Raw genomic sequence first — 19691 nt, 5'->3', positions numbered from 1 at the left:
CCGTAGCGCCGATGGTAGTGTGGGGTCTCCCCATGTGAGAGTAGGGAACTGCCAGACATCAATTAAGAAGAACCCCGTACCGTAAGGTGCGGGGTTTTTTGCTTTGTGCGGTCTGAAAAGTCGGGTGGCGGCTTTGCCTTACCCGACCTACATAGCCCACAGGCCCGGCAGATAACTTGCCACCGGGCACTGCAAACGATTAGTGAATCACCTGCGAAAGGAAAGCTCGCGTGCGTTCTGATTTTGGATGCGCGAAGAACTCATCCGGCGGTGCCTGCTCAACGATTTCGCCGCGATCCATAAAGATCACGCGGTCTGCGACTGTTCTGGCAAACCCCATCTCGTGCGTCACGCAGAGCATCGTCATGCCGGACTGCGCCAGCCCAATCATCGTATCCAGCACCTCTTTTACCATTTCCGGATCCAGCGCCGATGTCGGTTCATCAAACAACATGATCTTAGGTTTCATGCATAACGACCGGGCTATCGCCACGCGCTGTTGCTGTCCGCCGGATATTTGTCCCGGAAACTTACTGGCGTGCTCAGCGATACGAACCCGTTCCAGATAATGTATCGCCAGCGCTTCGGCCTCCTTTTTAGGCATCTTGTGTACCCAAATTGGCGCTAATGTGCAGTTTTGCAGTACGGTCAGATGCGGGAACAGGTTGAAATGCTGAAAGACCATTCCGACCTCCTGGCGCACGCGCTCGATATTACGCACGTCCTCGTTCAGCTCTATCCCGTCGACCACGATACGCCCCTGTTGATGCTCTTCCAGGTGGTTAATACAGCGGATCGTCGTTGATTTTCCCGATCCTGAAGGCCCGCAGAGAACGATGCGTTCCCCCTGTTTTACCTTCAGGTTAATGTCTTTCAAAACGTGAAACTGCCCGTACCATTTATTGACGTTTTCCAGCGTAATCATCGCGTCGGCAGGTGTCATTGTAATCTGGCTCATAATTTCCTCAGTGCGGTGAACGCCCGGTGTTAAAGCGCTTTTCCAGATGCTGGCTATAGCGCGACATGCTAAAACAAAAGATCCAGTAGACCAGAGCGGCGAAGACATACCCCTCCGTGGACATCCCCAGCCAGGCAGGGTCGACCGTGGCCTGCTGGACGCTGCTAAAGAGATCGAACAGTCCGATGATGATCACCAGGCTGGTATCCTTAAACAGCGCAATAATCGTGTTCACCAGTCCAGGAATAACCAGCTTGAGCGCCTGGGGCAAAATAACCAGCCCTTGGGTTTTCCAGTAGCCGAGCGCCAGTGACTCTGCGGCTTCGTACTGCCCTTTAGGCAGAGCCTGAAGTCCGCCGCGCACCACCTCGGCCACGTAGGCTGACTGGAATAAAATCACCCCGACCAGCGCGCGGATCAGCTTATCGATCGTCGTTCCTTCCGCCATAAACAGCGGAAGCATAACCGATGACATAAACAGCACGGTGATCAGCGGTACGCCGCGCCAGAACTCGATGAAGATCACCGAGAGCACACGCACCACCGGCATCGTTGAACGCCGTCCCAGCGCGAGCAAAATTCCCCACGGCAGTGCGCCGGCGATCCCCACCGACGCAATGATCAGCGTCAGCGTCAGGCCGCCCCACTGGCGGGTTTCGACACGCTCCAGCCCCAGAAAGCCGCCATACAGCAGCACCCACACGACTACGGGGTACGCCACCGCCCAGCAGGCGATGTAGCGCCCGCGATGGGGCAGCTTTTTCCAGAACATGGCTGCAATGGAAAGCAAACCGATAATCAGCGCGAGGTTGATTCGCCAGCGCTGCTCGTGCGGATAAAGGCCATACATAAACTGGCCAAAACGCTCGTGGATAAACACCCAGCACGCGCCCGCTTTTGTACAGTCGGCGCGGGTCGTTCCCGCCCAGTTCGCCTGCAAAAATGCCCAGTTCAGCAGCGGCGGGATCAGCTCCCACATAAGCCACAGGCAGACAATCGTCAGCAGGCTGTTACTCCAGCTGGAGAACAGGTTTTTACGTGCCCAGGTGACGTAGCGCCCGCCCGTCTTTCTTGCCGGGCGCGCAGGGTGAGACAATATCGCTTTTGTCATCATGGCTCCTCAGCGCTCAACCAGAGCGATGCGACGGTTATAGAGGTTCATCAGCAGGGAAATCACGAGGCTGATGATCAGATAGACGGACATGGTGATGGCAATGGTTTCAATCGCTTGCCCCGTCTGGTTAAGCACGGTTCCGGCGAACAGCGACACCATATCGGGATAACCAATAGCCGCGGCCAGCGATGAGTTTTTGACAATATTGAGATACTGGCTGGTCAGCGGTGGGATGATGACCCGCAACGCCTGCGGAATAATGACCTGGCGAAGCGTGACCGTGTTCGGCAGGCCCAGAGAGCGGGCGGCCTCGTGCTGACCGTGAGGCACCGCCTGGATACCCGCGCGGATGATCTCAGCGATAAAGGCTGACGTATAAATCGATAGTGCCAGCGTCAGCGCCGCCAGCTCCGGAATCAACACCATGCCGCCCTGGAAGTTAAAGCCGCGCAGGTGCGGGATATCCCAGTGCATCGCGGCGCCAAAAAGCCCGTGGGCTATCAGCGGTAGTGCAACGAGCAGCGCGACGGCTGCGGGCCACGTCCTGCGTAGCTGACCGGTTTTTATCTGATGTTTGCGGTTAAAGCGGAACAACCCGACCGAGAGAACACCGGCAATCGCAATGGCGGCGATGAACGCGTAGATCCCGTCGGCAACCTGAGGTGAGGGGATGTACAGCCCGCGGTTGCTCAGGAAAAGCAGGTCGAAGGCGTCCACCGCCTGACGGGGACCGGGAAGGTTGCGCAGAACGGCGAAGTACCAGAAAAAGATTTGCAGCAGCGGCGGGATGTTACGGAAAGTCTCGATATATATCGTCGACAGCTTTCGCAGCAGCCAGTTTTCAGAGAGCCGCGCGAGGCCGATAAAGAACCCCAGAATCGACGCGAAGACGATACACAGCGCCGACACCAGCAGCGTGTTCAGCAGGCCGACCACGAACACCCGTCCGTAGGTATCGCCCTCCTGATAATCAATAAGATGCTGAACAATGCCAAAACCCGCGCTGCGATCGAGGAAGGCAAAGCCGGAGGTGATACCGCGATTATTCAGGTTGGTCACGGTGTTATGGATGAGATAAACGGCGATAACCACAACGACGACGATGGCTATTATCTGGAACAGCCAGGCGCGCACCGCGGGGTGAGAAAAGGATAACGATCCTTTTACGGCTGAGCGGCGATGGAACATAAAGAAACCTCGGTAACCATGACTCTGGAGTGGGCACCGCACGCGCGGTGCCCGTTACAGCAGATGCTTAACGTACTGGCGGAGCGTACTGGATCCCGCCGTTATTCCAGAGATTGTTCTGGCCGCGTTTGATCTTCAGCGGGCTTTCGGATCCCACGTTGCGCTCGAAGATCTCCGCATAGTTACCGACCTGTTTAACGATGTTGTAAGCCCATTTGTTATCGAGCTTCAGATCCTTACCAAAATCACCCTCTTTACCCAGCAGGTGCGCCATATCCGGCGTGGTTGGATTTGCGGCTTTCTCATCGACGTTTTTCGAGTTAATGCCCATCTCTTCGGCGTTCAGCATGGCGAACAGCGTCCAGCGGACAATCGAGAACCAGTCTTCATCGCCGCGACGAACGACCGGGCCGAGAGGTTCTTTAGAGATGACCTCAGGCAACACGATCCACTCCGCCGGGTTGCTCAGCTTGATGCGCAGGGCGTACAGCTGCGACTGGTCGGAAGCCAGCGTATCGCAGCGGCCGGACTCCAGCGCTTTGGCGGATTCATCAGAGCGATCGAAAGTCACCGGGGTGTATTTCATCTTGTTGGCTTTGAAGTAGTCGGCCACGTTCAGCTCGGTATCGGTACCGGCCTGAATACAGACGGTTGCACCATCCAGCTCTTTGGCGCTTTTCAGCCCCGCTTTGTTATGGGTGAGGAAGCCGATGCCGTCGTAGTAGGTCACGCCAGTGAAGGTCATCCCCATTCCTGCGTCGCGGGACGAGGTCCAGGTGGTGTTACGGGAGAGCATATCCACTTCACCCGATTGCAGGGCGGTGAAGCGCTCTTTCGCGGTCAGCGGGGTGTATTTCACTTTGGTGTCGTCACCGAAAACGGCGGCGGCGACGCCGCGGCAGACGTCAACGTCGATACCGGTGAATTTGCCGTTGGCATCGGCGTAAGAGAAGCCTGGTAATCCATCACTGATACCGCACTGCACGAATCCCTTCTTTTTAACGGCATCAAGCGTTGTGCCCGCGTGGGCCTGGTTGGCAACAGCAAACATCACGCCCGCGGCGGCCAGGCTGGCTATCATCATCTTTTTCATGGTGCATCCTGTGTGGCGAAATTATTGTTATAGAGGCGTTTTAAAACGCTTTTACCCGTCTGTGGCATTGGCCAACGTTTATTAAGCAAAGGGAATGCCAGGTTTGCGCCCGATGAAATAGCAGATAACAGAGCGCATAAAGCTGAGTGTAGACAGGGTTAAATAAATCGAGCGCCCTTAAATGGTGCGAAATGACAACCTGCGCCACAAATTAGAGCAAAAGTTTGATTATTTCCGGGGCAGGGAAAAGTAGTTGCTGGCGTGAATATTGGCAGGGTAGTTAATTAAAGGAAGGGGTAAACGATATCTCTTTAAAATAAAAAATAAAAACGTGAACAATACCGATATGGCATTAACCCACAAATTAAACCTGGCTAATAAGTAAAATGTAAAAGCGCGGCCTGAGCCACGCTTTTACGGGTGTCCTTTTACGCGTCACGCGTTACTTGGTCAATGCAACGATACCCAGCGTCAGACCTGCTAATGCTGCCGCACCGCCAGCAATCGCACCGGCTGTTTCCCAGTTATCCTGAGTGGTGCCTTTCATACAGGTATTGGTATGAACCAGTCGGCCCTGATCGTCGTATACCGGTACACATGGAGAGTCGTGCGCGCAACCAGCAAGCAGCGCAGCGAGGAGTGCAACGGAAATGAATCTTTTCATGATGTTACCTCAAAATTATTTCGCCTTCGCTAAAGTACCGGGACGGTAATTAACGAATTGATGGCTATTTTACCACCGCCATAACCCGTCACCGCACGAGGAATAATCTCAAATTATGTGGATTGTAAATATCGTGGAGAAAAGTACGGTAGCCAGATGAATTAATGGAGAAATTATGAATTTGCAGCTGGCTTCTGTTTTACCTAAGGTAAATGGATAATTAAAAAAGGCACCGAAGTGCCTTTTTATAACATGATTACTCTTTGTGTGCGGTAAACCGTCGGCGAACCACCACAAAGAAGACCGGAACGAAGAAGATCGCCAGCAGCGTGGCGGACAACATCCCGCCCATTACCCCTGTCCCGACCGCATTTTGCGCGCCGCTCCCGGCACCGCTGCTGATCACTAACGGCAGGACGCCCAGGATAAAGGCCAGCGAGGTCATCAGGATAGGGCGCAGGCGCATCCTCGATGCTTCCAGCGTCGCTTCGATGATCCCTTTGCCCTCTTTATCCATCAGATCTTTTGCGAACTCGACGATCAAAATGGCGTTCTTGGCTGAGAGCCCGATGGTGGTGAGCAGGCCAACCTGGAAATAGACGTCATTGTTCAGGCCGCGCAGGGACGCCGCGAGCAGGGCACCAATCACCCCGAGCGGGACAACCAGCATCACCGAGAACGGAATTGACCAGCTCTCGTAAAGCGCCGCCAGGCACAAGAACACCACGATCAGCGAGATGGCGTACAGAGCAGGGGCCTGATTGCCGGAGAGGCGTTCCTGATAGGACATGCCCGTCCAGTCGTAGCCGATGCCGGAAGGCAGTTTTGATGCCAGGCTTTCCATCATCACCATCGCTTCACCGGTACTTTTACCCGGCGCGGCTTCACCCAGGATTTCCATCGACGGCATCCCGTTGTAGCGCTCCAGACGCGGCGAGCCGTAAACCCAGTGCGAATAGCTAAAGGCGGAGAACGGGACCATTTCGCCGTTGGCGCTGCGAACGTACAGGTTATTGATGTCCCCCGGCAGCATACGGAAGCGGGCATCGGCCTGGACGTAGACCTTCTTCACGCGCCCATGGTCGATAAAGTCGTTCACATAAGTGCCGCCCAGCGCGGTCGAGATGGTCTGGTTAACGTCAGAAATACTCACGCCCAGCGCCTGCGCTTTTTCCTGATCCACATCGAGCTTGAACTGCGGCGTATCTTCCAGCCCGTTAGGACGCACGCGCACCAGCAGGTCAGGATGGGCTTTCACCATGCCGAGCAGCTGATTACGCGCCTGCGTCAGCTGCGTATGTCCCAGGTTGGCCTGGTCAATCAGCTCGAAGTCAAAGCCCGTCGCGGTACCCAGCTCGATAATGGCGGGCAGGTTAAACGGAAACACAAGGCCATCTTTTATCTGGCTGAAGGCCTTCGTCGCGCGGGCAACAATCGCGGTGACGTTGTTTTCGCTCCCCGGGCGCTCTTCCCAGGGCTTCAGGCTTACAAACGCGATACCGGAGTTTTGCCCCTGCCCGCTGAAGCTAAAGCCGTTAACGGTAAACACCGATTCCACATTCGCCTTCTCCTGGTTCAGATAGTAATTCTGCACCCGATCGAGCACCTGCTGGGTACGGGTTTGCGTGGCGCCGGCCGGAAGCTGAACCATCGTCATAAACACCCCCTGATCCTCTTCGGGCAGGAAGGAGGTGGGCAGGCGCAGGAACAGCACCGCCATGCCGCCGACGATAAGGACGTAGATCAGCAGGTAACGTCCGGTTTTACGCAGAATACCGCTGACGCTGTTGCTGTAATGCTCCACGCTCTTATCAAAGAGGGCGTTGAACCAGCCGAAGAAACCGCCTTTAACGTGATGATCCGCCGAGGCGGGCTTGAGCAGCGTGGCGCAGAGCGCGGGGGTTAGAATCAGGGCGACCAGCACGGAGAGCGCCATCGCAGAGACAATCGTCAGAGAGAACTGGCGGTAAATCGCCCCGGTCGAGCCGCCGAAGAAGGCCATTGGGATAAATACCGCCGAGAGCACCATCGCGATCCCCACCAGCGCGCCCTGGATCTGCTCCATCGACTTCTGCGTCGCCTCTTTTGGCGGCAGCTTGTCTTCCACCATCACGCGCTCGACGTTCTCAACCACCACGATGGCATCATCGACGAGTAGCCCTATCGCCAGCACCATCCCGAACATCGTCAGGGTGTTGATTGAGAAGCCAAAGGCCGCGAGCACCGCGAAGGTGCCGAGCAGCACTACGGGCACCGCGATGGTCGGAATGAGCGTCGCGCGCAGGTTTTGCAGGAACAGGTACATCACCAGGAAGACGAGGATAATCGCCTCAAACAGCGTTTTGACCACCTCGTGAATCGAGATTTTCACAAACGGCGTGGTGTCGTACGGGTAAACCACCTTCAGCCCCTGCGGGAAGAAAGGTTGCAGCTGCGCCAGCTTGGTTTTGATGGCCGCTGCGGTATCCAGCGCGTTTGCCCCGGTCGCCAGCTTGATCCCCAGCCCGGTTGCCGCCTGGCCGTTGATTTTGGTCACCATGTTGTAGTTTTCGCCGCCCAGCTCAATGCGGGCCACGTCCTTCAGATGCACCATCGAGCCGTCCTGGTTCACCTTCAGCGTGACGCGACCAAACTCTTCCGGCGTTTTGAGGCGGGTCTGCGCAATGATAGAAGCGTTCAGCTGCTGGCCCGGCACGGCAGGCGTTCCGCCCAGCTGACCGGCTGCAATCTGGTTGTTCTGCGTTTTCAGCTCGTTGATCACGTCCAGCGGCGTCAGCTGGTATTTGTTCATCGCGTTGCTGTCGAGCCAGATACGCATCGCGTACTGCGCACCAAACAGCTGCACGTCGCCCACGCCGGAGGTACGGCTGATGGCGTCCTTCACGTTCGACGCCACGTAGTCCGAAATGTCGTCCTGAGTCAGGCTTTTATTGTCGGAAACAAAGCCCGCCACCAGCAGGAAGCTGCTGCTGGATTTCTCCACGCCAATCCCCTGCTGCTGAACCTCCTGCGGCAGCAGCGGCATGGCGAGCTGGAGTTTGTTCTGAACCTGAACCTGCGCGATATCCGGATCGGTGCCTGACTGGAAGGTCAGGGTGATGGTGACGCTACCGGAAGAGTCGCTGGTGGAGGACATATACATCAGGTTATCGATGCCGTTCATGTTCTGTTCGATAACCTGCGTCACGGTATCCTGCACCGTCTGGGCGTCAGCGCCCGGATAGCTTGCCGTCACGGCAACCGCGGGCGGCGCAATGGTCGGATACTGGGCAACGGGAAGTTTTAAAATCGCCAGCCCACCTGCAATCATCAAAATGATGGCAAGGACCCAGGCGAAAACCGGCCGCTGGATAAAGAAATTAGCCATTTTTTGTCCTTAACCGGCGGGCGTTGCGGAGGTGTCAGGCGTTGCCACCACGGTGACGCCAGGGCGAACCTTTTGCAGGCCGCTGACGATCACACGGTCGCCGTTTTTCAGCCCTTCCGTTACCAGCCAGCGATCGCCAACGGCCTGCGGCGCGACGACCGTGCGGGATTCCACCTGGTTTTTATCGTTGACCACCATTACCGTAGCGTCGCCGCGCGGGGTACGGTTTACGCCCTGCTGAGGCACAAGAATGGCGTCCGGCTGAGTGCCTTCATCAATGCGGGCGCGCACGAACATACCGGGCAATAACATATGCTGCGGGTTCGGGAAGATGGCGCGCAGGGTGATCGAGCCGGTGCTTTCGTCCACCGTCACGTCAGAGAATTGCAGGGTGCCTTTCAGCGGATAAGGCTGGCCGTTTTCCATCAACAGCTGGACGCTGCTGCCGCCGTCGCCTTTTTGCAGGCTCGACTGCTTCAGATGCATAAAGTCGCTGCTGGACTGGGTTACGTCGACGTAAATCGGATCGAGTTGCTGGACGGTCGCCAGCGCGGTGGCTTGCCCGTTAGTCACAAGCGCCCCTTCGGTTACGCTGGATTTGCCGATGCGTCCGCTAATTGGCGACGTGACTTTGGTATAGGCGAGGTTAATGCGGGCGCTTTCGACGGCCGCCTGTGCGGCAGTGACGCCGGCATCCGCCTGCTGGGCGGTCGCCACCGCCTGATCGTACTCTTGTTTACTCACATACTGTGTCCCCACCAGCGGTACATAGCGTTTCACCGTCAGATGCGCAATGCGGGCGGCGGCCTGCGCTTTTGCCAGATCGCCTTTGGCGCTGTCATACGCGGCCTGATAGGTCGCCGGATCGATCTGATACAGAGAGTCGCCCGCGTTGACATCACCGCCTTCGGTGAAGTTGCGGCGCAGGACGATCCCGCTCACCTGAGGGCGAACCTCCGCCACGCGGTATGCGTCCGTTCTGCCCGGCAGCTCGGTGGTGACGGACAGCGGGGCGCTTTTAACGGTATAAACGCTGACGGCTGGCGCCTGCGCGTGCTGCTGCTGCTGGCCGTCCTGACCATCGCAGCCTGAAAGCAGGGCAGCACAAACAATAAAACCGGATAAAGGTAATAGCCTGAAATGGATCGTCATTACTGTTCCTTTAAAAACCCGTTACCGATATTTGCCGGGGATCGGAGTGAGGGCTGGTGGGCATAAATCAAAAAGTTAGCTGCGTATAATAAGGAGGGTATTTACTTTTTTTTGATTTATACGTGCTGAGAAAGAGCTTAGATCCAATCCTGGACTCATTTTTTTGCGATCGCGCACGGGGATAGCGGTAATCTTAGGTATCTTTAATAAAAACCATGCATATTTTTGGTGAATTCAATTACATCAATCTATTCGTTTAGTATATGAATTCAGAAAGGTGAGTTTTTTGTACAAAATAAAAAACGGTTCTGTTGAATACTTCCGCTCCCCTGTTAAGGACGATGTTTTTATTCTGTTTTATCCCAGTTAATAATGAGCGACCGTCGATGGCACGTAAAAAGAAAGAAGACGCTGAAAAGACCCGGCAGCAGCTGATAGAGGCGGCTATCGTGCAGTTTTCCACACGTGGCGTGGCGAGCACCACGCTGACCGATATTGCGGATGCGGCAAATCTGACGCGCGGGGCAATCTACTGGCATTTTTCCAGCAAGTCCGAAATATTTAATGCCATCTGGGAACAGCAATTACCGCTTCGTGAAATCATCCGCGATCGGCTGTCATTATCAAAAGAGGATGATCCCCTGTTAATGCTGCGTGAACAGTTTATTGCCAGCCTGCAATTTATTGCGCGGGATCCTCACCAGTGCGCGTTATTACAAATTCTTTATCATAAGTGTGAATTTAATAGCGATATGATTTCAGAGTGTGAAATTCGTAACCGGATTGGCATAAATGACGAATATCTTCGCGGCACGCTTGAACAGTGCATCTCAAGAAAGGTTATTTCACCGAATGTGAATATCGAACTGGCGCTGATTGTATTTCACGGCTTTTTTAGCGGAGTCATTAAAAACTGGTTAATGAATAGCGACAGTTTTAATCTTTATCAGCAGGCCCCGGCGCTGGTGGATAATATTCTGGCGACACTGCCAGGCGCGCAGGTGTCGCCAGCGGTTTATGGCGCAGGGTTATGATGGTTCACGAGGCGCGTTTGCCGGTAACATCTCGCCGTTTTGACACAGCGCGTCGACGGTTTGCGCGCTGACCGGTTTGCCCAGCAGATACCCCTGCAAGGTGTTGCAGCCAAGCTCGGTCAAAAATTCCTGCTGCGCCTGCGTTTCAACCCCTTCCGCGACCACCTTCAGATTTAAGGTCTTCGCCAGCGCCACAATCGCCGACACGATGGTCGCATCGTCGCTCTCTCCGCTCAGCTCCTTCACGAAGGCGCGGTCGATTTTCAGCTCGCAGGCCGGAAGGCGCTTGAGATAGAGCAGGCTTGAATAGCCCGTCCCAAAATCGTCAATCGAGGCTTTTACGCCTGCATCGGTCAGCTCGGTCAGGACGCGCACGCTCTCGTCAGGGTTGCTCATCGCCGTGGTTTCGGTCACTTCCAGAATGAGCATTTCCGGCGGGACGCTATGGCGCGCCAGACAGTCGAGCACGGTTTGCACCAGCGAAGGCTGCTCAAACTGTAGCGTCGACAGGTTGACCGCCATCGACCAGCTCTCATGCCCCTGCATATGCCACTCCCGCAGCTGGCGGCAGGCTTCGTTAATCACCCAGTTGCCGATAGGGACGATCAGCCCCGTTTTCTCGGCGAGCGGCAGGAACATATCCGGTGCCAGCAGCCCCTGCTTCGGATGTTGCCAGCGCAGCAGGGCTTCAAAGCCGAGGATCGGCCCGGCCGGGGCGTGGAATTTCGGCTGATAGAGCAGGCGCAGTTCGTTACGATCGATAGCCATCCACAGGTCGTTCATCAGCTGCAAATGGGTCTGCGCCAGGGTGTTCATTGACGGCTGGAAAAAGTGGTAACCGTTTCGGCCCATATGCTTGGTGTGATACATCGCCGCGTCTGCGTTAAACATCAGCTCGCGGTCGTTTTGCCCGTCGTGCGGATAGAGCGCGATACCGATACTGAGCGTTACCATCAGCTCATACGGGTCAATCGAGAAGGGGCTGTCGATGGCACGCACCAGCGCGCTGGCGAGGGAGGCGGCGTCGTCCGGCCCCTGAATTTCAGCCAGCAGGACAAACTCATCGCCGCCGATACGCGCGAGGGTGTATTGGCCTTTCAGCGGCAGCAGCAAACGTTTCGTGACCGACACCAGCAGCTTGTCGCCGACGTCGTGACCGTAGGCATCGTTTACGGCCTTAAAGCCGTCGAGATCCATAAACATCAGCGCAAAGGGGTTGCCTTCGCGGTCGGCCTTGCTGATGGCCTGATCGAGTCGGTCTTCCAGCAGAATGCGGTTGGGCAGGCGGGTCAGCGTGTCGTGCAGCGCCAGTTGCGCCAGCTCGCGGTTAGCTTCCGCCAGCGAACGGGCAAGCAGCGAGGTGCGGGCCTGAAGGCGCGCGTCCAGCATCGACACGAGCAGGCCGATCCCAAGAATCGACAGGGCGACGACGCTCACCAGCACCGCCAGCCAGCTGCCATTAATGCCGTGATGATGCACCATCGTCGACATCGGGAACTGCGCCGCCTTCATCCCCGCATAGTGCATGCCGGCGATGGCGATCCCCATCGTCATGGCCGCGCCAAGCCGCATCAGGGCAACCTGCGCCGCGTCATGGCGTAAGCGGAACGTCAGCCACAGGGCGGCCAGCGAAGCGGCGAGGGCAATGACCACCGAAATCGCCACCCAGGTTATATTCCAGACAATCCCCGGCGTGACCTCCAGCGCCCCCATGCCGGTATAGTGCATGGCAACAATCCCGAGTCCCATAATCAGCGCGCCGGGCAGCAGACGGCGCAGCCGCAGGCGTTCACAGCTGACGAGCCACAGCGCAAACAGCGAGGAGCCAATGGCAATCGCCATCGACAATACCGTGAGCACGGCGTTGTAGCTCATGCTCATGGAGAGATCCATCGCCAGCATCCCGATGAAGTGCATTGCCCACACGCCTATCCCCATAGCTACACCGCCCCCCGCAAGCCAGATACGCGCAGACACACCCTCGCTTCCCGCAACGCGAGCGGCCATATTCAGGGCGGTATAAGCAGCAAGGATGGCGACAACAAAGGAGAGCACGACAAGGATTGGGTTGTATTGGCTTACCAGCATGGTCTGTTCAACTCGATGAAAGGCATTTAGCAAGAGCGGTGGAGAAGGGCTGAGACATTATCACCCAAAGGTAATGACGAAAAGTGATTTAAATCCCTGCTTTTACTAGGTGATAACAGGGATTTCAACGACGTTAGAGGCTTAATCGAGATCGGCGCAGTTGACCAGTTTTAGCGGATTCACGGAATTCATATTGCGACACTTGTCGGTCTCGGTGGAGATAAGCTCGATCCACTGCATCAGCAAAGCATCAAAAAGGAATATTGATACAGCAAACACGACCAGCCACCAGTACTTACGAATCATTGTGTCATTCCGGGAGAAAAGAGGCATTTAAGGTGGTGGAAATATACACGAATTAGGAAGGTTGAAAAGTGGGGGAGAGGAAGGTTTACAAAGCGTTGACGCTCATGACGGGCGGCTTTGCGAGCGGCAATAAAAAAGGCGCATCCCCATGCCAGGTAGCGCCTTTTTAAACAAGCATTTCGCTAATCGAAATTAGTTCATGCCGTATTTTTTCAGTTTCTTGCGCAGAGTACCACGGTTGATACCCATCATCAGCGCAGCGCGGGTCTGGTTACCGCGGGTGTATTGCATCACCATGTCCAACAGTGGCTGTTCAACTTCAGCCAGTACCAGCTCATACAGGTCATTAACATCCTGACCGTTCAGTTGAGCAAAATAGTTCTTCAGTGCTTGTTTAACCGAGTCACGCAGGGGCTTTTGAGTTACCTGGTCCTGGGAGTTAACGGTGGAAACGGTCAGTACGTCAGAATTTACGCGTTGTTCGAACATAGTTCTGTCAGCTCTTTATTTCATTACGCAAGATTTTCGAAGTATGCCTCCAACGCCTCCAGCTGTACGCTGGCATCCTCTATGGCGTTGAATGTGCGCCGAAACTGGTCATTTGGAGCGTGTTCCTGGAGATACCAGGAAACGTGTTTACGCGCAATTCGGTAACCTTTTGCCTGACCATAAAAGTCATGCAACTCCCGAACATGCGCACAAAGCAAGCGCTTAATCTCTGCCAGAGGCAGTGGAGCAAGCAACTCTCCGGAGTCCAGATAGTGCTGGATTTCCCGAAAGATCCAGGGTCTTCCCTGAGCCGCACGTCCTATCATCAGAGCATCAGCTCCCGTATAGTCGAGCACGGCTCTGGCTTTAAGCGGGTCAGTTATGTCGCCATTCGCGATAATCGGAATGGAAACTTTCTGCTTAACTGCCCGAATGCTGTCGTATTCAGCTTCGCCGTTGAACAAACAGGCGCGAGTGCGTCCATGAATGGTCAGGGCCTGAATGCCACAGTCTTCGGCCAGTTGGGCAATCTCTACGCAGTTACGGTGTTCCGGCGACCAACCCGTGCGAATCTTTAACGTAACAGGAACGTCCACCGCGCTGACAACCGCCGTCAGGATAGACTTCACCTGGTCGGGGTATTGCAGAAGGGCTGAACCTGCAAGCTTGCGATTCACTTTCTTGGCCGGGCAACCCATATTGATATCAATAATCTGGGCGCCACTTTCCACGTTGATACGCGCGGCATCAGCCATCTCTTCAGGTACGCTTCCGGCGATTTGCACGGTGCGAATACCTGGCTCATCAATGTGCACCATCCGAAGGCGGGACTTGTCGCTTTCCCAGACCTGCGGGTTAGACGACATCATCTCGGAAACGGTTAATCCTGCTCCCATCTCATAGCACAGCGTCCTGAATGGTCGGTCGGTAATACCTGCCATAGGTGCTGCGATCAGGCGATTTCTGAGCTGGTGGTGTCCGATGCGCATGAGTTAAGAAATGACCATACTGTGACTGCAAGGCGGCGTATATTACGCATTTTTTGCACGAGATGAAAGGCCAAACTTTGAACAATCCACTGTTGTAGATCAATGCATCGCCACGCCGAAAGGGCAGTAAAAATTATTAATCATTTAAATCATAAAGTTATGTGATAACGATTAATTTATCGCCTCTTACAAATTCCCGTAACTTCTCATCTTTTCTGAAAAAATGTCGCACATAACCGGGATAATCTGCTGTTTTTAGCAGCAGATTATCCCGCTTCTTTGCGATCCAGGTCGCATTTTTAGAACATGATCTCAGCGCAGAAATCAGACTTTATTCAATGACTACTCGACCATGAAGTGACTGTACCGGACGATTATTATCGTGGTGCATGGTGTGGCTGAATTTCTCCAGCTGGGCGGCAGACAGCGTGAGCGGGTGCTTCATCATAATCCACGTCACCCCTTCAGAGCACGGCGGCGTGGTCAGCGAGCCGCTAAAGCGCCAGTAGGTTTTGTCTGTTGGCAGCAGCGTGTTCAGGTTCAGATGGGTGGTGAGTTCCGCGCTTTGCTCGGCCTGCTGCGGCATGGCGCGCCACAGGTTGTCCAGCTCGCCGTTGGCCTTACCCACGTTGAACATCACCGCCACCACCGTTAATTCACCTTTTGCGTTTTTATGCACCAGATGCATCTCCATCGCCGCTTTTTTGCCGTGGATGGTGTTCTCGCTCGGCGCATGGAAGTGGAACTGTTGCAGCGTCCAGGTCTGGTTATCCAGCGTGATGCTGTCCTGAGTATCGGCTTTCTCACCTGCCTGAATGGTATGGCCGTTGTTAATCAGCGTGACAGGGCCGTCGGTGTAGTGGGTTTTGAGCGGGGCGAGGTGGGCGTTAACGGTGCTGTCGATGTTGATTGGGGACTGGTTCATGCCGGTCTGACAGGTTTTGAAGGTTTCATCCAGTTTGCCCCAGTTTTCCGGCGCCCCTTCACCGTCATAGCTCCAGTGGGATGCCCACGCGGAGACAGACATCATGCCGAGCGCGAGCGCAGCCATTTTTCCAGCAAATGGTTTCATAATATTCTTCCGGTAAATGATTGATGATAAAAGATATTTAATGCGAAAAAATTAGCGATATTTTACCGGAGAGCAGGGTGCTAAAAGAGGCAAATCGTGGGGAAAAATAGCGTGGCCAGGGGATGGCCACGCGGAAAAATTACTTCTTGCGGCCCGTAATGCGGCACCACTCTTCTTTCTCAACCACCGGGTCGAGGGCGAAGAGATCGGCATAGGCTTCGCAAACGCTGTCGGCCTGGCTTGCCAGAATACCGGACAGGCCTAACAGACCGCCCTCAACCGGCAGCACGCTGATTAACGGGGCCAGTTCGCGCAGCGGGCCAGCCAGAATGTTGGCGACGACCACATCGGCTTTCATGGCCGCTGGCTGGGCGTCCGGCAGATACAGCTCAAGACGATCGGATACGCCATTGCGCTCTGCGTTATCGCGGCTGGCCTGAATCGCCTGCGGATCGATGTCGATCCCGATAGCTTTGGCGGCGCCGAGTTTCAGCGCGGCGATGGCGAGGATCCCGGATCCGCAGCCGAAGTCGATCACCGTTTTGCCTTCCAGATCTAAGCCGTCCAGCCACTGTAAGCACAGGGAGGTGGTCGGGTGGGTGCCGGTACCAAACGCCAGACCCGGATCGAGCATCACGTTGACCGCGTTTTTGTCAGGCACGTCGCGCCAGCTTGGGCAGATCCACAGACGCTTGCCGAACTGCATCGGGTGGAAGTTATCCATCCACTCGCGCTCCCAGTCTTTGTCTTCCAGCTGCTCAATTTTATGCACGAAGCCCGCACCCAGCAGCGGGTGGTTTTCCAGAATGGCGACGACCTCTTTCATGTCGGTTTCGGCGTCGAACAGGCCGATCACGTCCGTGTCGCCCCACAGGCGGGTTTCGCCCGGCAGCGGTTCAAACACCGGCGTGTCATGCGTGTCCTGGAAGGTGATAGAAACCGAACCGGCTTCCATCAGCGCATCGCTTAGCTCTTCGGCGTTAGCGCCGGTTGTGTTCAGTTTTAGTTGGATCCACGGCATGGCAAAACTCTTTATTTATCAGTAGAAATTACGGCGGCCTGCGGAACGGGTTGACCGAAACGGTTCCCGACCACAAACGCCAGCAAGCTTAGCAGTAACGACGGGACAATCGGATGGAAGCCCAGGTACTGTATTTTAAAGGTCGCGAGCACGGCATACAGCACGCCTCCGACAATCATAGCGCTTAGCGCCCCGGCGGCATTCGCCCTCTCCCAGTACAGCCCCAGCACCAGCGGCCACAGGAAGACGGCTTCGAGGCCGCCAAAGGCCAGCAGGTTCAGCCAGATGATCATCTCCGGCGGACGCCACGCGGCCAGCAGCAGCAGCGCACCTAATATCAGCGTGATCGCCGCCGACATGCGCTTCAGGCGGCGTTCATTCGCCACCTGTTCGGGGTGCAGGTTCAGGTACAGATCTTTAATGATCGTAGCGGAACTTTGCAGGAGCTGGGCGTTGATGGTCGACATAATCGCGGCCATTGGCGCGGCGAGGAAGATCCCGGCGGCAAACGGCGGCAGCACTTTTACCATCAGGGTCGGGATCACCAGGTCAGGCACCGTCAGATCCGGAATAACGGCCCGGCCCAACGCGCCCGCCAGATGCATGCCGAACATCAGGACCGCCACCACGATGGTGCCGATAATAATGCCTTTGTGAACCGCCTTGCTGTCTTTATAGGAGATGCAGCGCACGGCGGTGTGCGGCAGGCCAATCACGCCGAAGCAGACCAGCACCCAGAAGGAGGTCATAAAGGTTGGCGACAGGATATCGTCCGCCCCCTGAGGAGAGATCAGCTTCGGATCGATCGCCTCAAGGGTTTCAACCGCATGGCCCAGCCCGCCGGCGGCGTGGACGATGCCCACCAGCAGCACGATGGTGCCGATAAGCATCACCATGCCCTGCATCGCATCGTTAAGCACGCTGGCGCGGAAACCGCCGAACGCGGTGTAGAGCGCGATACTCACGCCGAAGATAATCAGGCCCGTTTCATAGGGAATACCGGCAGCGGTTTCCAGCAGTCGCGCACCGCCGATAAACTGCACCGTCATGGCGCCAATAAAGGCAACCAGCAGGCTTAAGCTCGCCAGCCACACCAGCAGGCGGCTCTGATAGCGCGCGAACAGCATGTCGTTGAGCGTCACCGCGTTGTAGCGGCGAGCCAGAATGGCGAACTTTTTACCGAGAATGCCGAGCGAGAGCCAGACGGCAGGCAGCTGGATCATCGCCAGCAGTACCCATCCCAGCCCGTATTTATAGGCCGCGCCCGGCCCGCCGATAAACGAGCTCGCGCTGATGTAGGTGGCGGTCAGCGTCATCGCCAGCACCACGCCGCCCATCGAACGGCTGCCGAGGAAATATTCGTTCAGAAACGTGCCGGTGGTTCTTTTACGCATCGCATAAACGGACAGGCCAAACACCACCAGCAGGTAAGCGATCAGGGGCAGAATGACTTCAAGCTGCATCATCGTCCTCCAGGGGAATATCGCGATAGATAAATTTCACCATCGCCCAGCACAGCAGAATAAAGACCAGCGGAACCAGCAGGCAGGCCATTTCAAACCAGTGCGGCAGGCCGGTGATGCCAATCGCGGAATCAGGTAAGTAAGCAGTTACTAACCATGCGGCAAGATAGAGAAGGGTCAGCCACAGCGCCCAGCGCGCCTCTTTATGGGCCTGAACAAAACGCGTGTCCATTGTTTGTCCCTTGTGGATGAAGAAAGCGGGGATTGTACATGATGGGGCTTTCCGATCCCCAGAAATAAAAAAGGCCGGATTAACCGGCCTTTTCGCGTCAACGCAACCTTACTTCTCTTGCAGACCGAGTTTTTTCTCCAGGTAGTGGATGTTGGTTCCACCATTCTGGAAGTGCTCGTCGCTCATGATGCGCATCTGCAAATCAACGTTGGTTTTGATGCCGTCGATGATCAGCTCTTGCAGGGCGTTCTTCATGCGGGCAATCGCCACGTCACGGTTTTCGCCGTAGCAAATCAGCTTACCGATCATTGAGTCATAGTACGGCGGTACGGTGTAACCGGCGTAGATATGGGACTCCCAACGCACACCAAAGCCACCCGGCGCGTGGAAACGCGTGATTTTACCCGGGCTTGGCAGGAAGGTGTTCGGGTCTTCGGCGTTGATACGGCACTCGACCGCATGGCCTTTCACCTGGACTTCTTCCTGTTTGATGGACAGCGGCTGACCGGCAGCGATACGCAGCTGCTCTTTGATCAGGTCAACGCCGGTGATCATTTCGGTAACCGGGTGTTCTACCTGAATACGGGTGTTCATTTCGATGAAATAGAACTCGCCGTTTTCGAACAGGAATTCGAACGTACCCGCACCGCGATAGCCGATGTCAACGCAGGCTTTAGAACAACGCTCGCCGATGTAGCGACGCAGTTCCGGCGTGATGCCCGGTGCTGGTGCTTCTTCGACCACTTTCTGGTGACGACGCTGCATGGAGCAGTCACGTTCAGCCAGATAGATAGCGTTACCCTGACCGTCAGCCAGCACCTGAATTTCGATGTGGCGTGGGTTTTCCAGGTATTTTTCCATGTACACCATGTCGTTGCTGAACGCGGCTTTCGCTTCAGCTTTGGTCATGGAGATGGACTGGGCCAGTTCAGCATCGCTGCGCACAACGCGCATACCGCGACCGCCGCCGCCGCCGGACGCTTTGATGATAACCGGGTAGCCAATGCGTTTAGCATGAGCACGGTTAGCATCCATATCGTCGGTCAACGGGCCGTCAGAACCTGGAACGGTTGGAACACCGGCTTTTTTCATCGCGGTGATCGCAGACACTTTGTCACCCATCAGGCGAATGGTGTCGGCTTTCGGGCCGATGAAGATGAAGCCAGAGCGTTCAACCTGCTCAGCAAAGTTGGCGTTCTCAGAGAGGAAGCCGTATCCCGGGTGAATAGCCACCGCGCCGGTGATTTCAGCAGCGCTGATGATGGCCGGGATGTTCAGATAGCTTTTTACGGACGGAGCCGGCCCAATACAGACAGTCTCATCCGCCAGCAATACGTGTTTTAAATCGCGATCCGCACTTGAGTGCACGGCGACGGTCTTGATGCCCAGTTCTTTACAGGCACGAAGAATACGCAGAGCAATCTCGCCGCGGTTGGCGATAACAATTTTATCCAGCATGTT

17 protein-coding genes are annotated in these 19691 nt (G+C 55.7%); 1 reads left to right on the top strand and 16 read right to left on the bottom strand.

Going from position 1 to position 19691, the window contains the following annotated elements; all coding sequences use genetic code 11:
- Positions 1-199: 199 nt before the first annotated feature.
- From ACSVHP_RS13140 to ACSVHP_RS13110, 7 genes are all read right to left on the bottom strand, one after another.
- Positions 200-958, bottom strand: a complete 759-nt coding sequence (locus tag ACSVHP_RS13140; protein ID WP_447552131.1) for an amino acid ABC transporter ATP-binding protein — start codon at positions 956-958, stop codon at positions 200-202.
- Positions 959-965: 7 nt separating this feature from the next.
- Entirely contained in the window at positions 966-2069 is a 1104-nt protein-coding gene (locus ACSVHP_RS13135) for an amino acid ABC transporter permease (RefSeq protein ID WP_447552130.1), read from the bottom strand.
- Between the two features lie 9 nt (positions 2070-2078).
- Positions 2079-3260, bottom strand: coding sequence for an amino acid ABC transporter permease (locus tag ACSVHP_RS13130; protein ID WP_234673410.1), 1182 nt, complete (start codon positions 3258-3260; stop codon positions 2079-2081).
- Between the two features lie 67 nt (positions 3261-3327).
- Positions 3328-4353, bottom strand: coding sequence for an amino acid ABC transporter substrate-binding protein (locus ACSVHP_RS13125; protein WP_234673409.1), 1026 nt, complete (start codon positions 4351-4353; stop codon positions 3328-3330).
- A 442-nt stretch (positions 4354-4795) separates the two neighbouring features.
- A complete protein-coding gene (locus ACSVHP_RS13120) occupies positions 4796-5017 on the bottom strand; it encodes a lipoprotein (protein WP_181621040.1) in 222 nt (73 codons plus the stop codon).
- A 256-nt stretch (positions 5018-5273) separates the two neighbouring features.
- Positions 5274-8384 carry an efflux RND transporter permease subunit gene (locus tag ACSVHP_RS13115; protein WP_447552129.1) on the bottom strand — a complete coding sequence of 1037 codons (3111 nt, stop codon included), beginning with the start codon at positions 8382-8384 and terminating at the stop codon, positions 5274-5276.
- A 9-nt stretch (positions 8385-8393) separates the two neighbouring features.
- Positions 8394-9536 (bottom strand): efflux RND transporter periplasmic adaptor subunit, encoded by a 1143-nt coding sequence (locus ACSVHP_RS13110; protein ID WP_447552128.1) that lies wholly within the window; start codon positions 9534-9536, stop codon positions 8394-8396.
- Positions 9537-9922: 386 nt separating this feature from the next.
- Here ACSVHP_RS13110 and envR point away from each other — a divergent pair, with 386 nt between their 5' ends.
- Positions 9923-10570, top strand: coding sequence for an acrEF/envCD operon transcriptional regulator (gene envR, locus ACSVHP_RS13105; RefSeq protein WP_447552127.1), 648 nt, complete (start codon positions 9923-9925; stop codon positions 10568-10570).
- Here the strand turns inward: envR and ACSVHP_RS13100 are convergent.
- The 9 genes from ACSVHP_RS13100 to accC all read right to left on the bottom strand — a co-directional run bounded on the left by ACSVHP_RS13100 (position 10565) and on the right by accC (position 19688).
- Positions 10565-12658, bottom strand: coding sequence for a putative bifunctional diguanylate cyclase/phosphodiesterase (locus ACSVHP_RS13100; protein ID WP_447552126.1), 2094 nt, complete (start codon positions 12656-12658; stop codon positions 10565-10567). The genes envR and ACSVHP_RS13100 overlap by 6 nt on opposite strands.
- Positions 12659-12799: 141 nt before the next feature.
- Positions 12800-12964, bottom strand: coding sequence for a DUF2556 family protein (locus ACSVHP_RS13095; RefSeq protein ID WP_234673405.1), 165 nt, complete (start codon positions 12962-12964; stop codon positions 12800-12802).
- A gap of 192 nt (positions 12965-13156) precedes the next feature.
- Entirely contained in the window at positions 13157-13453 is a 297-nt protein-coding gene (fis, locus tag ACSVHP_RS13090; protein ID WP_000462905.1) for a DNA-binding transcriptional regulator Fis, read from the bottom strand.
- A gap of 23 nt (positions 13454-13476) precedes the next feature.
- Positions 13477-14442, bottom strand: a complete 966-nt coding sequence (dusB, locus tag ACSVHP_RS13085) for a tRNA dihydrouridine synthase DusB (protein WP_234673404.1) — start codon at positions 14440-14442, stop codon at positions 13477-13479.
- Positions 14443-14773: 331 nt separating this feature from the next.
- Positions 14774-15514: a carbonic anhydrase gene (locus ACSVHP_RS13080; RefSeq protein ID WP_447552125.1), complete on the bottom strand. Its 741-nt coding sequence runs from the start codon at positions 15512-15514 to the stop codon at positions 14774-14776.
- 139 nt (positions 15515-15653) lie between these two features.
- On the bottom strand, positions 15654-16535 hold the full coding sequence (prmA, locus tag ACSVHP_RS13075; RefSeq protein ID WP_447552124.1) for a 50S ribosomal protein L11 methyltransferase: 882 nt from the start codon (positions 16533-16535) through the stop codon (positions 15654-15656).
- An 11-nt stretch (positions 16536-16546) separates the two neighbouring features.
- Positions 16547-17998, bottom strand: coding sequence for a sodium/pantothenate symporter (gene panF, locus ACSVHP_RS13070; RefSeq protein ID WP_447552133.1), 1452 nt, complete (start codon positions 17996-17998; stop codon positions 16547-16549).
- Positions 17988-18230: a YhdT family protein gene (locus ACSVHP_RS13065; RefSeq protein ID WP_417315283.1), complete on the bottom strand. Its 243-nt coding sequence runs from the start codon at positions 18228-18230 to the stop codon at positions 17988-17990. The genes panF and ACSVHP_RS13065 overlap by 11 nt, the downstream gene beginning before the upstream one ends.
- Positions 18231-18338: 108 nt before the next feature.
- Positions 18339-19688 carry an acetyl-CoA carboxylase biotin carboxylase subunit gene (gene accC / locus ACSVHP_RS13060; RefSeq protein WP_234673401.1) on the bottom strand — a complete coding sequence of 450 codons (1350 nt, stop codon included), beginning with the start codon at positions 19686-19688 and terminating at the stop codon, positions 18339-18341.
- Between the last annotated feature and the right edge of the window lie 3 nt (positions 19689-19691).

The sequence above is a fragment of the Enterobacter sp. 186315 genome, assembly GCF_053290175.1.
Note: the sequence above shows the minus strand (reverse complement) of the source record. Positions and strands in the feature narration are given on the sequence as shown.